Source organism: Bradyrhizobium sp. USDA 3240 (assembly GCF_054063295.1).
On sequence record NZ_JBSSGD010000002.1, the window covers coordinates 4,733,251 to 4,752,196 of the forward strand.

The 18,946-nt window shown below is 61.4% G+C and carries 18 protein-coding genes and 1 pseudogene; 5 read left to right on the forward strand and 14 right to left on the reverse strand.

Going from position 1 to position 18,946, the window contains the following annotated elements:
• Positions 1-374: 374 nt before the first annotated feature.
• Positions 375-758: a YybH family protein gene (locus ACVIGA_RS23120; RefSeq protein WP_456668096.1), complete on the reverse strand. Its 384-nt coding sequence runs from the start codon at positions 756-758 to the stop codon at positions 375-377.
• Positions 759-836: 78 nt separating this feature from the next.
• Here ACVIGA_RS23120 and ACVIGA_RS23125 point away from each other — a divergent pair, with 78 nt between their 5' ends.
• A complete protein-coding gene (locus ACVIGA_RS23125; RefSeq protein ID WP_456668097.1) occupies positions 837-1,442 on the forward strand; it encodes a YybH family protein in 606 nt (201 codons plus the stop codon).
• 96 nt (positions 1,443-1,538) lie between these two features.
• On the opposite strand, the gene ACVIGA_RS23130 is transcribed toward ACVIGA_RS23125, so the two are convergent.
• Positions 1,539-1,718, reverse strand: a complete 180-nt coding sequence (locus ACVIGA_RS23130) for a hypothetical protein (RefSeq protein WP_456668098.1) — start codon at positions 1,716-1,718, stop codon at positions 1,539-1,541.
• 110 nt (positions 1,719-1,828) lie between these two features.
• Between ACVIGA_RS23130 and ACVIGA_RS23135 the strand changes: the two genes are divergently transcribed.
• The gene (locus ACVIGA_RS23135; RefSeq protein WP_456668099.1) at positions 1,829-2,611 is read left to right on the forward strand and encodes a restriction endonuclease; all 783 of its coding nucleotides are present in this window, start codon (positions 1,829-1,831) and stop codon (positions 2,609-2,611) included.
• Positions 2,612-2,641: 30 nt separating this feature from the next.
• On the opposite strand, the gene ACVIGA_RS23140 is transcribed toward ACVIGA_RS23135, so the two are convergent.
• The 7 genes from ACVIGA_RS23140 to ACVIGA_RS23170 all read right to left on the reverse strand — a co-directional run bounded on the left by ACVIGA_RS23140 (position 2,642) and on the right by ACVIGA_RS23170 (position 7,205).
• Positions 2,642-3,973 (reverse strand): site-specific DNA-methyltransferase, encoded by a 1,332-nt coding sequence (locus tag ACVIGA_RS23140; RefSeq protein WP_456668100.1) that lies wholly within the window; start codon positions 3,971-3,973, stop codon positions 2,642-2,644.
• Positions 3,974-4,029: 56 nt separating this feature from the next.
• Positions 4,030-4,491, reverse strand: a complete 462-nt coding sequence (locus tag ACVIGA_RS23145) for a hypothetical protein (RefSeq protein ID WP_176396319.1) — start codon at positions 4,489-4,491, stop codon at positions 4,030-4,032.
• A gap of 76 nt (positions 4,492-4,567) precedes the next feature.
• Positions 4,568-4,906 carry a DUF5681 domain-containing protein gene (locus ACVIGA_RS23150; RefSeq protein ID WP_176396320.1) on the reverse strand — a complete coding sequence of 113 codons (339 nt, stop codon included), beginning with the start codon at positions 4,904-4,906 and terminating at the stop codon, positions 4,568-4,570.
• Positions 4,907-5,361: 455 nt separating this feature from the next.
• The gene (locus tag ACVIGA_RS23155; RefSeq protein ID WP_176396321.1) at positions 5,362-5,982 is read right to left on the reverse strand and encodes a hypothetical protein; all 621 of its coding nucleotides are present in this window, start codon (positions 5,980-5,982) and stop codon (positions 5,362-5,364) included.
• A gap of 77 nt (positions 5,983-6,059) precedes the next feature.
• Complete coding sequence (locus tag ACVIGA_RS23160) at positions 6,060-6,281, reverse strand: hypothetical protein (RefSeq protein ID WP_456668101.1); 222 nt, start codon at positions 6,279-6,281, stop codon at positions 6,060-6,062.
• Between the two features lie 13 nt (positions 6,282-6,294).
• Positions 6,295-6,720: a DUF5681 domain-containing protein gene (locus tag ACVIGA_RS23165; RefSeq protein WP_224741267.1), complete on the reverse strand. Its 426-nt coding sequence runs from the start codon at positions 6,718-6,720 to the stop codon at positions 6,295-6,297.
• Entirely contained in the window at positions 6,717-7,205 is a 489-nt protein-coding gene (locus ACVIGA_RS23170) for a DUF5681 domain-containing protein (RefSeq protein WP_456668102.1), read from the reverse strand. The genes ACVIGA_RS23165 and ACVIGA_RS23170 overlap by 4 nt, the downstream gene beginning before the upstream one ends.
• A 567-nt stretch (positions 7,206-7,772) precedes the next feature.
• Here ACVIGA_RS23170 and ACVIGA_RS23175 point away from each other — a divergent pair.
• Positions 7,773-8,173, forward strand: a pseudogene (locus ACVIGA_RS23175) (GNAT family N-acetyltransferase).
• Between the two features lie 46 nt (positions 8,174-8,219).
• Here ACVIGA_RS23175 and ACVIGA_RS23180 read toward each other — a convergent pair.
• A complete protein-coding gene (locus tag ACVIGA_RS23180) occupies positions 8,220-9,044 on the reverse strand; it encodes an ArsR/SmtB family transcription factor (protein WP_456668103.1) in 825 nt (274 codons plus the stop codon).
• 178 nt (positions 9,045-9,222) lie between these two features.
• Here ACVIGA_RS23180 and ACVIGA_RS23185 point away from each other — a divergent pair, with 178 nt between their 5' ends.
• Together ACVIGA_RS23185 and ACVIGA_RS23190 are read left to right on the forward strand one after the other, a co-directional pair.
• Positions 9,223-10,638 (forward strand): MFS transporter, encoded by a 1,416-nt coding sequence (locus ACVIGA_RS23185; RefSeq protein WP_456668104.1) that lies wholly within the window; start codon positions 9,223-9,225, stop codon positions 10,636-10,638.
• Positions 10,639-10,694: 56 nt separating this feature from the next.
• The gene (locus ACVIGA_RS23190) at positions 10,695-10,874 is read left to right on the forward strand and encodes a DUF1127 domain-containing protein (RefSeq protein WP_223977794.1); all 180 of its coding nucleotides are present in this window, start codon (positions 10,695-10,697) and stop codon (positions 10,872-10,874) included.
• A gap of 817 nt (positions 10,875-11,691) precedes the next feature.
• On the opposite strand, the gene ACVIGA_RS23195 is transcribed toward ACVIGA_RS23190, so the two are convergent.
• From ACVIGA_RS23195 to ACVIGA_RS23210, 4 genes are all read right to left on the reverse strand, one after another.
• A complete protein-coding gene (locus tag ACVIGA_RS23195) occupies positions 11,692-13,281 on the reverse strand; it encodes an ABC-F family ATP-binding cassette domain-containing protein (protein WP_456668105.1) in 1,590 nt (529 codons plus the stop codon).
• Positions 13,282-13,419: 138 nt separating this feature from the next.
• Positions 13,420-14,739 carry an Hsp70 family protein gene (locus tag ACVIGA_RS23200; protein WP_375778045.1) on the reverse strand — a complete coding sequence of 440 codons (1,320 nt, stop codon included), beginning with the start codon at positions 14,737-14,739 and terminating at the stop codon, positions 13,420-13,422.
• A gap of 120 nt (positions 14,740-14,859) precedes the next feature.
• On the reverse strand, positions 14,860-16,221 hold the full coding sequence (locus tag ACVIGA_RS23205) for a carbohydrate porin (RefSeq protein ID WP_456668106.1): 1,362 nt from the start codon (positions 16,219-16,221) through the stop codon (positions 14,860-14,862).
• A 16-nt stretch (positions 16,222-16,237) separates the two neighbouring features.
• On the reverse strand, positions 16,238-18,613 hold the full coding sequence (locus ACVIGA_RS23210) for a glucose/quinate/shikimate family membrane-bound PQQ-dependent dehydrogenase (RefSeq protein WP_456668107.1): 2,376 nt from the start codon (positions 18,611-18,613) through the stop codon (positions 16,238-16,240).
• Positions 18,614-18,946: the final 333 nt, after the last annotated feature.

Here is an 18,946-nt window from a genome sequence, read left to right on the forward strand (position 1 = left end):
CGGACATCAGGCTGACGTGATGGGTTAAGAGGCGACATAGCGTCGCATGAATAAATGGAATTCCACCAACTGGGGCGGCCTCATTGCTTTGTTATCTGGGTATGCGATCGGTTGATCGCATGCCCCGCAGAAGAAGGTGTTACAGAATTCCAAGCGGCTCATTCTAAAGCCCGCAGGAATGGCCTCCACCCGAAAATCAAAGGCTCTCCTTTTTGGCCTCCGAAAGACGGGCAGCCCCTGACATTCCACAGTTCGGGCATGAAACTAGCGCGGTCCACTGATCGCTGCCTTGCATCGTGTAGACTCTTTCACTGGCGATAAAGCGCGCGGCGCGACGGTTGTTTGATCGGTGCCGCTTTACCCCCTGGCTCTAGCTAGCTCGCCGGCATGCCATTCCAGATGTCGCGATGCAGGCGCCACTGGCCGTCGCGAGATCTGAGCCAAACGACAAGATACTTTGCCTTTGCCTGCCCAGAGCCGAGTGTCAGGTCGGCTTCGCCAATCTCGTAGGCGATGTCGCCGGCGACCTCGAGGTCGACCGTCTTAAGCATGATGTCGGTTAGCCCGAGTGCGTTCGCCGCCGAACGCCAAAATTCCTCGATCGCCTTCCTCCCCGACACAATTGGCGCATCCGGCGGCAGAACTTTTGCATCTTCGGTATAGAGCGCAGCCATACCGACATAGTCCTTGCGCGCCGCGGCTGCACCAAAGCTGCGATTTCCCTCGGCAATTACTTTTCGAACTTCATCAGTATTCATGACAATACTCCCACTCAAGCTGCGTCAAACGCTTTCCCCGTACCGAAGAAGCCATCAGTATGGCCTCGTTTGGTTTTGATGGCCGCCACCAAGGGCGGGGCTTACCTTTGTCTCAAGGAACGCGAAGAGGGTACAGCCTACTCCTTTCCCGGCTCGACAGCCACGCGCGCTAGCAATAAACTTTGGCGGCGCGTGAAGCCGGACTGCTCCGAAAGGACGGTTTCGCCACGTGCGGCTCAGAGTGCGTTGAGATCGTCGCCGGACGTGGCGCAAAGCAGCGCAAATCTCATCGCATCATTTCAGGAGGCGACCATGAATATTTCGCAAGCATTTGCAGATTTGAATTCCAGATTCGTCGAACTGGTCAACGGTCATGACGCGCATCGTTGGGCGGCATTGTTCTCCGACGACGCCGTTCTGGTGCCGGCTGGACAGCCGAGTGTGATCGGACGCAAAGGGATTGAAGAATGGGCCGAAGTCGCGACAAAAATCTGGAACCATCTGGAGATCCAGCAGGGGCACTGCTCGACCGACGGAAACGTTGTTTGGGAGCAAGGGACTTGGACCGGGAATATCAACCTTCCCGATGACAAGACAATGGACATCAGCGGAAACTTCCTGCTCGTCGCAGAGAGGGAAGCCTCCGATTTGCGCATCAAGGCGCACACGTGGAACGTCAACTAGACGCCGCAGTAACCTGCTGCCTGCAGGAAGCCAAACACGATAGGCGGCCGGTGACCCTTCTTGTGGTGAGGGGCACCGGCAAGGCATGCCGAACTGCTATTGTGCATTCACAGCCTTGTCCAAGGCAGCAAGGATCTTGCCAAAGCGCTCCTCGACTGCCGCGCGATATGCCGGGTCCGCGTGCGTGAAGATATGCAGATCGTCATCACGCACGGCCGCGATGACGCGGCGCGCGACCGTTTCAGGCTCAAATCCGCCCTGCACGAGTGCTTCCAATTGCTCGTTGGCTTGGTTCGCCGGACTGCCGAATCGTTCGGGGCGATCGCCTCGAACTGCCCTCCGACGCCGACACCGGACATTATTGCAGAGGAGGTGACTGGGAAATAGTGCGAAGCCAACTGCAGGCGATGGGACGAAGCGCAGCAGGGATCAGTCAAGGCTTGCGGGAACTAAAGGACTTCTATGACCTTCCTGCTGACACGATGTGGGTAACCTTTGCGGACGGGCACGTTTGGTGGGCGTTTGCCGAGGACGGTGTGCTGCCGGTCGATAGCGCTGAAGAATCGGACCCTGCCCGCTATCGTCGCACACGTGCAGGGTGGCGAAATACGGATCTTCATGGCCTGCCGCTTAGCGTCCGAACGCTGAGCTCGGCGCTGACCAGCACCGGCAACTATCAGATGACGATCTGCTCGATCCGGCGCGCCGACTACCTGCTGCGCCGGATCCGCGCCGAGGCCGACCCGCTTCGTCAGAAGGCCGAGCGCATACTCTCGGAGAGCCGCAAGGTGGCGCTGAGATTGATTGAACGTCTCGACGGGCGAGATTTCGAAACGCTGGTTGACCTAATCTTTGCGCGTGGTGGGTGGCAGCGCACCAGTCTGCTCGGAGGCGAGCAGGCCGATGTTGATCTGCTTTTGACGCAGCCCGTGACCGAGGAAACGGCTTGGGTCCAGGTAAAATCCCGTTCGCGCCAGGCCGAATTCGATGACTATCTCGATCGCGTCATCCGGGAAGGGCGATTTGACCGCCTCTTTTATGTCTATCACACCGCGACCTCGCCGATCACGACGAGTGCGCGTAACGTGCACATCTGGTCGGCCGAGCGTGTCGCGAAGGCGGTCATCGATCTTGGTCTGCTCGGCTGGCTATCAGATCGGACAATCTGAAGACTTCTTACGGTCGCGAGTTACACCAAGTCACTCTTGGCGCGATTGCCTCCCTCGCGCTTCAGAGACCTCGGCAAAGTTCTCGCCGGTCCCTTCTAGGGTTGCCTGAAGACCGTGGGTAAGCTGCAAACGTTGCAAGGTAACGTCGCAATAGAGCGGGTCGATCTCGATACCATAGCCCTGCCGGCCGGTCTGCTCGGCAGCAAGTAGAGTTGTCCCGGAGCCCACAAAAGCATCTAAAATAATGCCTTTTCGATGTGAACAGTCCCTAATCGCATCGGCAACGAGCGAAACCGGCTTAATAGTCGGGTGCAGCTCGAGGTCAGAACGGTCGCCGCCAAAGCTGTTGACGCCCGCGTAGCTCCAGACGTTCGTGCGGTAGCGGCCATGTTTGCCGAGCTCCACGTTGTTAATATGAGATGATGTCCCCGATTTGAAGACGAAAATCAGCTCGTGCTGAGAGCGGTAGAGCGATCCCATCCCGCCATTATTCTTGGCCCAGACGCAGAGGTTCTTTAGCTCCGTATAGGCGGTCGCAGCAGCTGCCGAGACCTCTCGAAGATGGCGCCAGTCCATGCAAATGAAATGAATCGCGCCATCGGTGGCGAACGCGGCCAAGTGGACAAACACCGTGTTCAGGAAGGCCGTGAACTCGGCCTCGGACATTTCTCCGGAGGCCATTGCAAACTCGCGGTGCTGCACTTTCCCGAGCCCGCCGACATGTCCGAGAATCGGGACGTTGTAAGGGGGATCAGTAAAGACCATCTGGGCACTCTCGCCACGCAGGAGCGCCTGATAGGTCTCGCGCTTGGTCGAATCGCCGCAAATCAGGCGGTGCGCGCCGATTTGCCAGATGTCGCCGGGACGGGTGACAGCTGGGCCCGACGGCTCAATAATTGTATCGGCGCCGTCGTCGATGGATGCGGACGAAAGCTCCCCGATGAGAATGTCGATGTCGGGCAGTTCGAATCCCGTAAGGGTGAGATCAAGGTCAATATCGAGTTCGCTCAAATAGCGGAATTCGAGCGCGAGCAATTTGCGGTCCCACCCGGCGTTCTCGGCAAGCTTATTGTCTGCGATCACGTAGGCGCGAATTTCCGCCTCGCTCATTTGGGACAAACGGACGGTCGGGACCTCAGACAGCCCGATCTGCTTGGCGGCCTCAAGCCGTCCGTGCCCCGCGATAACGCCACCGTTATCGTCGACGAGAATCGGATTCGTGAAGCCGAAGCGGCGTATCGCGTTAGCGATCTGCGCGATCTGTTTCTTTGAGTGGGTCCGAGGATTGTTTGAGCGGGGATTTAATTGATGTGTCGGAAAATAATCGATGGAAAGTCGTTGTTTTTGAACATGCTCCAGCATGAAAACCTCCTTTGCCTGGATCAAGGAGGTCTAGCGGAGCGATTAGCACCCAACATTCACAACAAATCGGCAGATTTATCTGAAGAGATTCGATTGAGAAACGCGCGCCAGTCTATGCTCAGATTGAGCTGAGCAATAACGATGCGGGCCGCTCGTTCATGCGGGGGTCCCGTCCACCAATGCTTCCCGCGCAACACGCTCCAACCCTGGAGTCCGCAGCGTTTTTCCCGCCGTTGGAGCCATGGCAGCAAATATTCATATTTTGCCACGGCGAGCGTCCATCGGCTTTTCAAGAGCGCGTTCTCCTTCCGTCGCCCGCGAGTGCCCTTGAGCCGGCCCTCAATCCCTATGATGACTACTCCGAGCAGCCAATCCGGAAATTGTTGGCCCGCGTTTGCGAGCAGAATGGCTTTCAGTTGCTCGCGAGTGGGTAGTATTCCCTGCTTAGTACGCTGTTCCCAGGTACTAAACTCGGTCTCAGCGCCGAACAGCCCGTAAAGATCGGGATCAGATTTCATCGCCGCTCTCTGTGATCTTCGCGCCTATTGTCCAGGACTAACCGGTCTTAATAGCGGATCGTCCCAGAGTTCTGGGTCAGTTCTGAACCTGTTTTCGAACAGCTCCCTTTCTATCCAGGCCTCGGGCGGCATATCTTCCGGGGTCTAGACGGGCACGATATTCGTTCAACCATTTTACCGCCTTGAGGTTACCCTCCATCGCAAGGTCGCGCATCGAAATTAGCAGCAGCTCAGCAGTTGTTTTCTCCACCTCGCGACCGTTTAGCTGGACCCGATGAAGCTCCGTGGCAATATCCTGGACGATCGCGTTCTCGCCCCTTGCGCCCTTAGGACGGCCTGAAGCGCGGCGCTGTCCACGTCCAAATTGGCTTTCCTTGGGCGGCCGACACCGCCCCACCTTGTCACTATCGCTCATGGGAGAATTCCTGCTGCTTCATATTCGCATTCCCGGTCTGTCATTGTCGCCGCGTATTGCTTGCGTCCCCAGGCGATGTGTCGTTTTTTCCAATCCTTCGGAGGGATCTGAAATTTCGTGAGAATCAAAAGCGCCATTCGATGGGGCATGCTGTTATCCAGGCCATCGCGACGACCGCACCCGATTTGCCACCAAGCCCGGCGTCCACGCAACCTTCGCGCGGGATTAATCTCCAGGTGACGGAAATCAATCCGGCGAAGCCATCCTTCCTACTAGAGGATCGATTTCATGAAACCTGCATCGTGGAACCTATGGGCTGATGTCGGATTCCTGTTTTGCGGTTGGCGAAACGAGGAGCGGCATCGACGCCAACAGGTTCAACGATCGTGCAATGGGCCGTCCACCGCAAACGCATCGCGCAGACCAAGTTCCTTGCCGACCGAGGTATAAGCAGCTTAACTCTGTCCACTCTTTTGTGAGAAGAGCACTTCGTTCCTCCCTTCTTCGCCTTCTTCAACAGCTGTAGCGGGCACTATCGGAACCAAGGCCGCATCCGAAGCCTCGACCGTAGGCACCAATGGAAGACAGTGACTATTTGAAATGGCCTTCAGGTCGCATCTCGGCAAAGATCCGAGAGCGAGAGCCTCGCGTGTTAGATAAGTCGCCGCCAATTCATTCCAGGATTTCGCAACACGATACCAGTGCTCTTTTCGGGTTGGCAACAGTTGAAGCTTTCTTTGCGCCTTGCGCGCAGCCGCAAGCTTTCCGTCGCGCTTAGCTTGTTCCAGATTCTTACGCTCTAGTTCTTCGGTTTGTTTCCATCCACCCCCTCTGATTCTGCCCTCGGCAAAGTACTCGAAGGCGAGCCGGAAGGTCAGAGCACGACCTGCGGCGGCCCTTGGATCCAACTCTGGTTCGGTCAACCAACGCTGAAGAGTGTCGAGCTCCTCCGGCCCGCCAAGCGTGAGAACGTCACTCTTCCTAAAGATCGAGAATGTCACGTATGCAGCGACCTCAAGTTGAGTGTCTAAGTCCTGTGATTCCAGCCAGCGGCTGATTGCTTCTAAAGGAGACATGGCTTTAGCTCTGCTTCCTCGCAGTCGCGCTCAGAGCCCTCGCGACTGGCAAAAGGTGGGTTTGACCGCGATTTGGCTCAGAGAACGCTGCGCTGGTCAACTACAAGAATCCACAGTTCATGCGGATAGCCGTGCTCCTTGGCCTTGTCGCACGCCAGCGACACTAACCAGGCGTTGGCGCGCAGAATGGCCTTCAATTGCTCGCGAGTGGGAAGTAATCCCTGCTTTGTGCGCTGTTCCCAGGTGCTAAACTCGGTCTCAGCGCCGAACAGCCCGTAAAGATCCGGATCAGATTTCATCGCCGCTCTCCGCCTATTGTTCGCGAGGAGTAACCGATCTTAATAGCGGATCGTCCCAGAGTTCTGGGTTAGTTTTGAACCTGTTTTCGAACATAGTGCGTCTTATCCAGGCCTCAGGCTCCATGACTTCCGGGACCAGCAGCAAGCTTCCCTCTTCGCCGTTAGGATTCAGGCGAGCGCGACAATCGTCCAACCATTTTACGGCTCTGAGATTACCCTCCATCGCAAGGTCGCGCATCGTCATCAAGAGCAGCTCGTAAGTCGTTATTTGCTCCTCGCGTCCGTTTCGCTGGAAGCGATGAATCTCCCTGGCAATATCGTGCGCTATCGCCTTCTCACCTCTTGCCCCCTTTGGACGCCCCTGGGCGCGGCGCTGCCCGTGTCCAAACTGCCTTCCTATAGGCGGTCGACCTCTTCCAACCTCGTTACGCTCGCTCATGGGAGAATTCCTCCTGCTTCATATTCGCGTTCGTGGTCTGTCATTGTCATCTCGTACTGCTTTCGCCCCCAGGAGATATGCTGTTTTCTCCAATCGTTCGGCGGGATCCGAAATTTCTCAAGAATTAAAGAAGCCATTCGATGGGGCATGCTGTTGGTCGGAAGGGTGACTACTCCGCTTGTCTGAGGCCGTTCAGTGCATGCATGCTTATCGAACAACGCGAGAAGATGAGCGACTGATGGAAAATGCTTGTCCTGAACTGCCCTCTTTAGGATGCGCCTTAACTCAATCTCCTTCGCTGACATTTGCCCGGTCTGACCGCCTCTCTGGACCGAAAACACCTCGTCCAAAATCTCGAGTGGATCGATTTTGATTGGACCCCTTCTCTTTCGGCGGCCTCCCGGATTGCCCGACTTACCCTTTCTAAACCGGCTTGATTTTGGAGGCCGCCCGTAGCCGACCTCGTAATCGCCTGAATCTGCCATGATCGCTCTCCCGCGCTTCATCAATCTCCATAGGGTTCGCTTGCGGTTGAAGCTGCCGGTGAGGCTAGGACGGTCGGCTCCGTCGCCTCGCGCGCACAAAAAAGCGGCCCCGGGAATCAACCGAAACCGCGCAATCTGCCCATGCAGCGTCGAGGTACCTTAAGATCAGCTCCGGCCCATGCCGGCTCTCTGTCGCAATGGGGAGAATTTAGCGACCCATGCCGCTCACTCAATCACCCATCTCAGGCAACAGACATGTAGACTGATAGGTCCGCACTTTCAAGTCGGAGACGAACATTGCCTATATCTGCGAGACAATTTCCCTGCTCGTGCGCGCAAATTTCCCTGCTCCGGATCTTCGGAGCCTTCTGCCCATCTGCCTGAATCTGTGCGGCAATCGCTTATCAGGATCAGCAGATAGACCGGCCGGAGGGGAATCTTCCCAGTAAATTCCCTGATATCAGGGAATTTTTGGCTGAGACCGGTTCGCAGATGACTACCTCCACCGCCACCCTTTTAGACCAGGGTGAAGGGTGTCTCCCGAAGCTTCCGAGAAGCGTAGGGCCAATGCCCCCTGACATTCCAACGATCTCGACCGCTCGCCTGACGCTTCGTCCGCAGGTCGTTGACGACTTCCCCGCTTACCTCGCGTTCCTCGCCTCGCCGCGCTCCGTCGGCATGGGCGGTCCGTTCGATGTGCGTGCGGCGTGGCGGATGTTTTGCCACGACCTGGCGTGCTGGCGCTTGTTTGGCCATGGCGCGCTGATGATCGAGCTCACAGCGCTGGCCTTGCGCGCCTGGGCCTTTGCGACGCTGAGGCTGTCTTCGCGGGTCAGCTACATGTCGCCAGACAATGCGATGTCCGCCGCGGTGGCAAGCGATTGGGCGGCATGCTCGATCCGTCAGCGCCGAGGGACGATCCGCATGATCTCGTCTACCGCTATCGGCCGCCGCGTGGAGATGCGTGAAGCGCGACCTGAACTTCCTCCGGGTATTGGACGCGTTGGAGCTGACTCAACCCGAGAAAATCGCTACCCGGCCTCTGGACAGTGATGCAACCTGCCCTTCGCGGCCGTCCCTCGAGGGGGCGCCCTCGATGCCGAACGTTGTGGCAAGTCCTCTAACGCCAGCAGGCGTCACGACGAGCGCGCGGCTATCCCGGACATGCTCAACCCAATCGTGCTCGAGAGCGTGATGGAGGATGGCAGCGCCGAGCGCCCCGGCCAGATGCGGCCGGCGCTCGCTCCAGTCGAGACAGGGGCGACAGAACACTCGGCGCCTGGAGGCGAGGTGAAGATCAACGCCGAACTCATCGAAGAATGACCGACCGGCATCGGTCAGTTGTCCGCCATCCTCGTCGAGCAGAATAAACGACTGTTGGACAAGCCGGTCGGCGATCGCGACGGCGACGCGGCCGGCCATGTGGTCATAGCACGTGCGCGCGTGTCGGAGCGTCTCTCCGCCGCGCCAGAGATCGCGCCGGGCGGGCCCTTCCTGGGCCACGACCATGAGACCTTCCAGCACGCGCGCGACGTGCGGAGAGGCCAGGCGAAAATATCGTCGTCTGCCCCGCTTTGCGAGCGCAAGCAGTCCGGCGTCGCTGAGTTTCGCAAGATGGCCACTCGCTGTCTGCGGCGCCACGCCAGACACATAGGCAAGCTCCGAGGCAGTCAATGTTCGACCATCCATCAGTGCGCTGAGCATGTTGGCGCGCGCCGGATCGCCGATGAGTGCAGCGACTTGGGCGATCTTGGGTCCCGTGTCCATGTCTTGTTTTACGCCGACGAGGACGCAGCGCCAAGCACGAATACTTCGGTCAAGACCGTAGTGTTTCTGCAAGACCGGTGCAATCGCGAGACATAGGTTGTCTGGACAACACCAAGCCCCAGCGAAAGGCATCGCCGCGACGGGACGAAAGAGCGTCTCGCGGCTCCGAGTATTCGATTGGCATCGAATGACAATCGCAAAAGGGGTTGGTCTGAGCCATCAAAATCCCACAGGCAACCGAGTGTGATCAATGCAAGCAACTTCGCTCAACACAAGGCAGCCGGAACAAGCCGGCTCCGACAACACGCCATCCCGTTCGCCTCTCGCCGCGGCGCTGGCGCTTGCCGCCACGAGCCTCGGCCTCGGCGTCGTGCAGCTGGACATCACCATCGTCAATACCGCGCTGAGCAGCATCAGCACCTCGCTCGGCGGCAGCGTGGCCGAACTGCAATGGGTGGTGACCGCCTATACCATCGCATTCGCCGCCTTCATCTTGACCGCTGGTGCGCTCGGTGATCGCGTTGGCGCCAAATGGATATTCATAGGGGGCTTCGCAATCTTCACGTTGGCTTCGCTCGCCTGCGCATTGGCTCCGTCGGCGATGTTCCTGATCGCTGGTCGCTCCGTGCAGGGCCTGGCGGCGGCGATCCTGGTGCCGAACTCGCTGACGCTGCTCAATCACGCCTATACCGATCCGAAGGCGCGCGGCCGCGCGGTCGGCTTCTGGGCCGCAGGTGCGAGCGTCGCACTGACTGCGGGGCCGCTGGTTGGCGGCGCGCTGATCGCGCTGGTCAGCTGGCGCGCGATCTTTCTTGTCAACTTGCCGATTGGCGCTGCCGGCCTCTGGCTGGCCTGGCGTTACGCCGAGGAGACGCCGCGGCTCGCGCAGCGCGAGATTGATCTGCCGGGACAGATCGCGGCGATTGCAACCCTCGGCACGCTGGCCGGCGCCCTGATAGAGGGCGGCGTGCTCGGCTGGAGCCATCCGCTCGTCATCGCGGGCTTCGCCGGGGCGGCCGTAATCGGACTCCTGTTCGTATGGCGCGAGGCACGCGCGCTGCAACCAATGCTGCCGCTGTCGCTGTTCCGCCATCGCATGTTCGCGCTGACCGCTCTGGTCGGGCTTCTCTTCAACATCGCCTTCTACGGCCTGATCTTCGTGCTCAGTCTCTACTTCCAGAACGTCAATGGCTGGTCGCCGTTCGCAACGGGCCTCGCCTTCGTACCCATGATGGCGATGGTGCTCCCCGCCAACCTGATCGCCGCATCGGTCAGCGAGCGTCTTGGCGCGCCGCAAGCCATCGCGCTGGCTTGTATGATCACCGCCGCGGGCTGCGTTGCGCTGCTGCCTATGGCCTCAGGTGCCAGCTACTGGGCGATCGGCGCTCAGCTCGTCATCCTAGGCGGGGGGCTCGGGCTGCTCGTGCCGTCCTTGACCTCGACGCTGCTCGGCAGTGTCGAGAAATCGCGATCCGGCATCGCCGCCGGTGTATTGAACGCGACGCGGCAGACCGGCAGCGTGCTTGGCGTTGCCCTGTTCGGTTCGCTGGTCGGAGGCAACAACGCGTTCATGGCAGGCGCGCATGCCTCGCTCGTGATATCGGCCGCTGTGCTGCTCGCCGGTGCGATCGCGATCGTGCAGGGTCGGGCAGAGCAGGGGCGATGAAGGGGAGGTGCAGGTCGAGTCCGTGTGGTGTCCGGAGACCGAAGACCAGGGCGTCGATGACAAATCATCATGGTTGGGGTCTTGTGAAGCAAGTCAGCGACACCCTGCACACTTGGCGCGACCGGGTTCGGCGGCGCCGCGAATTGGCGCAATGGACCGACCGTGACTTGCATGATGTCGGGCTTTCCTGGAGCGACATCGCTCTGGAAGTCGCGAAACCCTTCTGGCGGGCTTGAATAGCACCCGCTGCCTCCTGGCGAGGGGGTACCAGCCAACTTCTTTCGAGATGGACGGGAGCGCGCGGAGAAGTCGCGATCCGGTATCGCCGCAGATATGGCGAAATTTATGAATGCGCGCCCGGTCTAGTAGCTCGGACCGTGGGTTCCCGGCTATGCCGCCCGCACCTTCGTCCGCAGGACGTTGTTCCGATTGACCGCCGCTCAGGCCGGAGCGCTGCCGGCTACTTTGCATGGGGTTGTTTTCGATATTTTGACGGAGCCGCGTCCGACCCCGTGTCGGTAACCTTAATTCTTCGTTTCGATTGTCGATAAAGTTTTATCGACTATCCTCGTGACACTTGAGCGGCGTGACGAACCGCACGATGAGAGGCAACAGCCGAGTGGCTTGACGACCTCTCTGGAATCGAAGGGTGGGCAGAGCACAGTGCCAGCCACCTTTCGGGCTGTCCGGCGGCGGCCGGCGGGGCAAATCAATTTGTGAAGTGCATTGATTGCCAGGCTGCGGTGCGTGTCGCGCCGCAGGATGCTTCTCAATTTGGGATTTCCAAGATGACGTTCGCGCATTTCTTGCTCGCGGCCGGTGGCGGCTTTTTGCTGCTGGCAGGCTTCGTCGCATTTGCCCTCTGGAGAAACGCACTCCATTCGACGGCTCGGATTTAGCAACCGGCGAGATTCAGCTCCGACGGCCTCGCTCGTGGGGACGAGCGAGGTTGGCGGAATGGCCGCACCGCCGCGCGGCCTGACAGCCGAGCACCGCGCCTTACGACCTACCCCAAGGCGACGCGTGCTCGGCTGTTCACTTTCTGACCAGCCTTCACCTCCACTCAGCGAGATCCAACCTGCGGGTGATGGCGATGGCTTCGAGAAAGGTCTCATCGTGGCTCACCACCAGCAGCGCGCCGTCATAGGCGCGCAGTCCGGCCTCCACCGCTTCCATTGATTCGATGTCGAGATGGTTGGTCGGCTCGTCGAGGATCAGAAGTGGCGGCGGGCTCACGCCGCCGAGAACGCAGGCGAGGCCGGCGCGGAGCAACTGGCCGCCGCTCAGGCTCGCGACGCTCTGCAAGGCCGCATCGGCGCGAAACATGAAACGCGCCAGCGCGGCGCGACGGGCGTTCTCGCTCGCATCCGGATTGATGCGCCGGAAGTTATCCAGGATCGAAGCAGTCGCATCGAGCAGGCTGACCGCCTGATCGAACATCGCAAAGCGGGTCATCACCTCGACAGTGCCGCGCGCTGCGATCAGATCGCCGCTGACGAGCTTGAGCAGCGTGGTCTTGCCGGCGCCGTTGGGGCCCGTGATCGCGACACGCTCCGGTCCCGACATGGAGAAGGTAAGATCGCGCAGGATCGGCGCCTCCGCGTTGTAGCCGGCATCGGCGGCTTCGATCCGCAGCACCATCCGGCTCGCCGGCAGATTGGTCGACGGGAGCTGCACCGAGAACGGTTGCAGCACCTCGATGCGCTGGCGCGCCGCGGTGGCCAGTTCGAGCGCTTGCGTCCGCCGCCGCTCGGCGAGGCGGGCGTTCTCGCCGCCGGTGTCCTCGCTGCGATCCTTGCGCAGCCCGGCGGCGATCCGTGGCAGATCGCCCTTGGCGCGCTTCCTCGCGCCGGCGCCGTCCTTGCGCGCCTGCCGTTCGGAGGTTTCCCGTGCCTTGCGGTCGATCTCGGCGACGCGCTTCTCGGCGTCGGCCAGATCGTGTCGTGCTGCCGACAGCTCGACAGCCTTGCGCGCACGGTACTGGCTCCAATTGCCGCCGTAGCGTCGGGCTTCCAGCGAGGTCAGCTCGACGATCGCATCCATGGCCTCCAGCAGCTCGCGGTCGTGGCTGACGATGATGGCGCCATGCCGCCAGTCGGTGAGCAGGTCGATCACCGCCTGACGTCCCGCGCGATCGAGATTGTTGGTGGGTTCATCCAGCAGCAGAAAGTCGGGTTGCGCAAAGCTCAGTGCGGCAAGGCGCGCCCTGGTGGCCTGTCCGCCGGACAGCGTCGCCAGCGGCGCGTCGAGCACGTCGTTCAGTCCGACGCGCGTGAGCGCCGACACGATGCGCGTATCGAGCGTCCAGTCGATATCCGCAAGCTCTTCAGGGCTCGCAACGCCCTGCTCGGCGCGGCGCAACGTGGCCAGCGCCTGCCGCGCGCCGAACAGATCGATGACGCATTGGTCCGGCCGCACCTGAACCGCCTGATGCAGCATCGCAACGCGACCCTGAACCGCGACCGTGCCGGAGTGCGGCGCGCGGACGCCCGCGATCAGGCCGAGCAGCGTCGTCTTGCCGACGCCGTTCCTGCCGACAAGGCCGGTCCGTTCGGGTCCGAAACTGAGGTCGATATTGGAGAGGAGAACCCGGCCGTCAGGCGCGGACAGGGTCAGATGGGCGAGCGTGATCGATGCAGGCATGGCGATGGATATCCCGGTGGGCAAGGCTGATGGGCGTTGCGGTCCGGATCAAATCCATGGCTGTCGGCATCCTCTCGAGTTGATGGTTGAAGTGATGTAGCCGCGCATTGGGCCGGGATCAAGGCGCGAGGCGAGCCGTCACGCGGCTTCGGCGAAGGTCCACCGGTCCGGATCCGGCGTGTGGCCGATCAAGGCGAGACCATAGGCGATCGATTCGAATTGATCCGCCGAGGTCAGCCGCGCTTCGCCGAAACGCTCGGCGAACAGGCGCTGCACCGCCGGCACGAACGAGGTGCCGCCGGTCAAAAACACCTTCTCCACGTCGCGCGCGGTGATGCCTGATTTTGCCAGCGCCTCATCCACCGTCGCACCGAGCCGCTCGATGTCGTCGGCGATCCAGGATTCGAAATCGTCGCGCGTCACGGTCGCGCCGATATCGATGCCTTGCCGGGCAAAGCGGAACTCGACCCGGTCGCGGCTCGACAGCGCGACCTTGGTATCCGACACGGCGCGATACAGCGCGAAGCCGAGATCGTGGTCGACGATGGTGATGAAATCGTGCAGCGGCGCCGGATCGATTGCGGTGCGCGCGAGCTGCTGCAATTCGCGCAAATCGCCATTGCCTCGCATCATTGCGAGCTGATGCCAGCGCGCGAGGCTCGAATAATAGTGATTGGGGATCGGCAGCACCTTGTCGAACGAGCGGTAGTTGGTGCCCTTGCCGAGCCGCGGCGACACGATGTGGTCGACGATGCGATAGTCGAAGGTGTCGCCGGCGATGCCGATGCCGGAATGTCCCAGCGGCTCGGCGCGCAGCACACCGCCCTTGCGCGAGAAGCGCATCACGGAAAAGTCGCTGGTGCCGCCGCCGAAATCGGCGACCAGCACGGTCGCATCGTGATCGAGGCTGCGCGCGAAGGAGAACGCGGCGCCGACAGGCTCGTAGACATAGCGCGCGTGCCCGGCGCCGAGCCGCTCGAACGCGGCCCGGTAGCGCTGCATGGCGAGCTCGTCATTGGGATTGCCGCCGGCAAATTTCACCGGGCGGCCGACCATGATGGTCGGTGCGCCCAAGTCGAAGCCTTCGCCCGCATGGCGCGTCAGCGTGCGCAGGAATGCTGCGAGCAGATCCTCGAACTTGTAGCGCTGCCGGAAGATCTGGGTGGTGTTGAACGCCGAGCTTGCCGCGAAGGTCTTGAACGACTGGATAAAGCGATGGATCGTGCGCCCCTCGAGGAACTGCTCGATCGCCCACGGGCCGCCTTCGGCGCGCGGATGCAGCCCGGCGCCGGGCCGGTCCTCCCAGAAGCACAGCGCGGAGACATAGACGCTATGCGTGCGGCCGCCATGGTCGAATCGAACAGCCTCGACGCGGCCGTCGCCATCGGACAGCGCGACCACGGTGTTGCTGGTGCCAAAATCGACGCCAATCGAGACGGCGCGCGGGGCGCTCGACATGTCATGCTCGGAGTGTCTGTGAAAGGGGCCGGACCTTTAGCGGCTTTGGCCGGGTTTGCCAACCCGTCTGAACGTCACAAAGTTCACGATCCGCGGAGTGACACGGGCGTCATGCGCGTGTCAGAAATTCGCAACCGTCTTCAGGCCGAACACCAATGGGTTGGCGTTCCTGCTGGTGCCGCCGGGGTCGATCACGTACTGGACGTTCGGTCGCACTTGCAGGCCGGCGAGCGGCCGGTAGGTGTAGTAGAGTTCCATGACGTATTCATTGCCCTGGATGGCGACGGGACCGAGGCCGGCCAGGTTCTGTAGTTCTTCCGACCAGGCGATGCGGCTGTTGACGTGGGTGGTGCCGACCGCAAATCCGATATCGTCCTCGAGTCGCAACTGGAATGGCCCGGTATAGGTCAGGCCGCCGGCGATCTGATAATCCGTGGTGGCCGTCCGGCGGTCGGCCATGGTCGCGTTGAAGAACAGGCTGAGCATGCCCGCGGAGCTCGCTTGCGACGGGCGGATCACCTGCTGAACGAAGCTGACATAGCCGCCGTACCGTCCGCGGCTCTGCAGCAACGGTTGCCCGCTGAGCACGGCCGGGTTGCCGTTGATGTCGGTGACCACGTCGGGGGCATTCGACGTATCGTACCAGCCGCCGAACTTGTAGCTGCCCTGCAGATTGCCGAACTTCGGCAGCCAGGCGATCTCGGCCGGGATGAGAAGGCCGGTGGATCCCGAATAGAACACCGGAAGCGCCGACTGCGACACCTTCAGATAATTGGGATTGGCGTCATAGACGCCGAACTGAAAATAGCCGAAGCCTTGCAGGTTGAACTTCAGCCGCGTCGCCCATTGGCTGACGGGCCAGTTGTAGATGTAGTTGCCGACGAGGTTGCCGGGCTGCGCGCCGCAGAAGGTCAGGTTCTGGAAGTCGCATGCGAAGGAAGCGAAGTCTTCGCCGAAGGTGATGCGTCCGATCTTCCAGTCGACCAGGCCGTCGATGAACTTCTGATCGTACCAGAACTGCGTGAGCCGCAGCGTCTGGCCGCGGCCGAACAGCTCCTGCACCTGCTGTAGCGTGCCGAGGCGCGCGTCATCGCTCAGATTGCTGCCGTTGCGGTCGGTCCATGTGACCTGGATCGTGCCGCCGGGCACGACGCCCAGCTTCGCAAGGTCGAACGTGGTCCCGAAGGTCCATTGATCGGTGTAGGCGACCTGCTGGCGCTGACCGCCCGTTGCGTTGCCGGCAAGCTCGCTAGTGTAGCCGAACTGAAAATCGATGCCGGCATTCAACAGCCGGGTTCGCGCGCCGTCCCAATCGCCGAGCAGCCAGGGGACCGGTGCCGGCATCGGATTGGTCGTCGCGCCTTGAGCCGTCAGATCGGCGGCATGTGCGAGCTCACCGCCTGCGCAGACCGACATCGCCGCGAGACCCAGCCAGAGACAGAACGCCGTCGGATGCTTCGTTCGGTCGCCGGACGCAAGCATGACGACGCTCCCGCGTTCAATCCTTCAAGGCGTAGGCGATGACGTAGTCGCCGCGCTTGGTGCCGAACGAGCCATGGCCGCCGGCCGCGGTGACGACGTATTGCTTGCCGCCGGCCTCGTAGCTCATCGGCGTCGATTGCGCGCCGGCAGGCAGGCGATCTTCCCACAGCACCTTGCCGTCGCGCACGTCATAGGCGCGGATCGTGTACTCATAGGTGCCGGTGTAGAACGCGACGCCGCCGGCGGTTGTAATCGGCCCGCCCAGCATCGGCACGCCCATCTTGAACGGAAGCGGCAGCGGCGTGGTGTCCCGGATCGTGCCGTTGGGATGCTGCCAGACGATCTTCATCGTCCTGAGATCGATCGCGGCCATCGAGCCCCATGGCGGCCGGTAGCACGGCACGGAGAGCGGCGAGAGGAAGCTCGAAATATCCACCCCGAACGGCGTGCCGTACATCGGCTGTGTCCCGACCTCGCTGCCGACCGGCTTCTCGGCGGTGGGCGCCGGAGGATTTTGCGGACCGCGCGGAATCAGCCGTGACGCGAACGGCAACGACATCGGATTGGCGATCGCGATCTGCCGCACAGGATCAATCGCGATGCCGCCCCATTCGAACATGCCGAGATTGCCTGGGAAGACCAGCGTGCCCTGCAACGACGGCGGCGTGAACGTGCCATCGTAGCGCAGTCGGTGGAACATGATCCGGCACAGCAGCTGGTCGAAGATCGTGCCGCCCCACATGTCGGCGCCGGTCAGCTTGGCCTCCGGCCGGAACGTCAGCTCGGAAAACGGCTGGGTCGGTGCGGAGCGGTCGCCGGGCGCAGGGCCCTGCGGCACCGCACGTTCCGGCGCCGGCACGATCAATTCGCCGGTCCTGCGGTCGAGCACGAAGATGTTGCCCACCTTGGTCGGCTGGATGATTGCGGGAACGATGCCCTTGGCCGTCGTCACATCGACCAGGCTCGGTTGCGATGGAATGTCCATGTCCCAGAGATCGTGATGCACGGTCTGGTACGACCAGACGCGCTTGCCGGTGTCGACATCAAGCGCGACGATGGAACTGGAATAGCGCTCGACCAGCGCGTCGCGATTGCCGCCCCAGATGTCGGGTCCGTTATTGCCGGTCGGGATGTAGACCAGATTCAATTTCGGATCGAACGAGGCCGTGATCCAGGAATTCGGTGACCCGTTGGTGTAATGCCGCGTCGGCGACGGCAGCGCGTTCTCGTCGGCCGCGGCGGAGTCCCAGGCCCAGACCAGTTTGCCGGTGTAGACATCGAAGCCGCGGATCACGCCCGACGGCACTTCGACGGCATAATTGTCGATCACCGCGGCAGCGACGACCAGGATCCTGTCGCTGACGACAGGCGGCGAGGTCGGCTCGAAGAAGCCTGCGGTCTTGATCCCCATCCCTTGCTGCAGGTCGAGGACGCCGTGATCGGCAAAGCCATCGCAGAGTTTGCCGCTGTCGGCATCGAGCGCGATCATGCGGCCGTCATTGACCGGCAGGAAGATCCGGCGCGAGCATTCAGCCGGGGCCGGGTTGTTGCTGATGTCGACGGCACCTGCCGCGGTCTCGTGATAGGAGACCCCGCGGCAGGTCATGTGCTGGAACGTCTTGTTGTGCACGAGCTTGGGGTCGTATCGCCAGCGCTCGGTGCCGGTCGTGGCGTCGAGCGCGAACAGCACCTGATGCTGCGAGCAGAGATAGAGCGTGTCGCGCACCTTGATCGGGGTGACCTCGAAGGTGGTCTCGCCGGAATCCTCCGGTGTCTTCACGTCGCCGGTGCGGAAGGTCCAGGCGACCTTGAGCTTGCCGACATTGTCTGATGTGATCTGCTTCAGAGGCGAATAGCGCTGTCCGAATTGCGTGCGTCCATAGGCGCGCCAATCGCCATCCGGTTGCGGATCGGCTTCGCTCTGTTGCACAGCAGGCCCGGCTTCGGCGATCGTGCCGTTGATGTCGTGATAGCTGGACAGCAACCCGACCACGAGAACAGCCGCAGCCGCCACGACGCCGACCCAGAGTGGCGCGGTGGCGCGCGCGTAGGACACGGGCTCATTTCGCAGCAGCCCGCGAACCATCACCGGTGTCAGCAGCCAGAGCGCCATCGGGAAGATGATGTCGCCGCGCGCCGCGAGCGGCCACCAGTCGAATTGCACCTCGTAGACGGCCCAGGCCAGCGTGCCGACCAGCACGATCGCAAACAGCCAGAGCGCAGAACGGTGCTGCGCCAGCAACAGCGCAGCCGTGGCGAGAATGCCGACGCCGATCACAATGTAGGAGATTGAGCCACCCAGTGCGGCGAGCCAGATGCCGCCGCCCGCGAGGACCAGACCAATCAAGGCGTAGACGACACCCGTGACAAAGACGGCCCTGGATCGCGGCATGGCTGCACCAGTGCGGAAGAGGCACCGGGCTTGTCCTGCGCAAGCGCAACAGACCGCGTCCGCTTTCAAGAACTGTGGTTCAATCAACAGGAACTTGCAACCGGGAACCGCGGCGATGATGCAACACAAGCGTGCAAAGTGGCGCCATCGATTCCTGGCGCAGCAAGATCATTCAAACCGCGTGCACCTTGTTCAACAAGGAGCAACGCCAGGCGCGTGGCACTGACGCAGAGGTGACGGGTGCTCAGCGAATCTTGACTCGACGTGCTCTTCCAGTTCTGCGCCAGCGCTGCTTTATACCGTTCCGCACGTTTCATCGCAGATGCCCGGCTC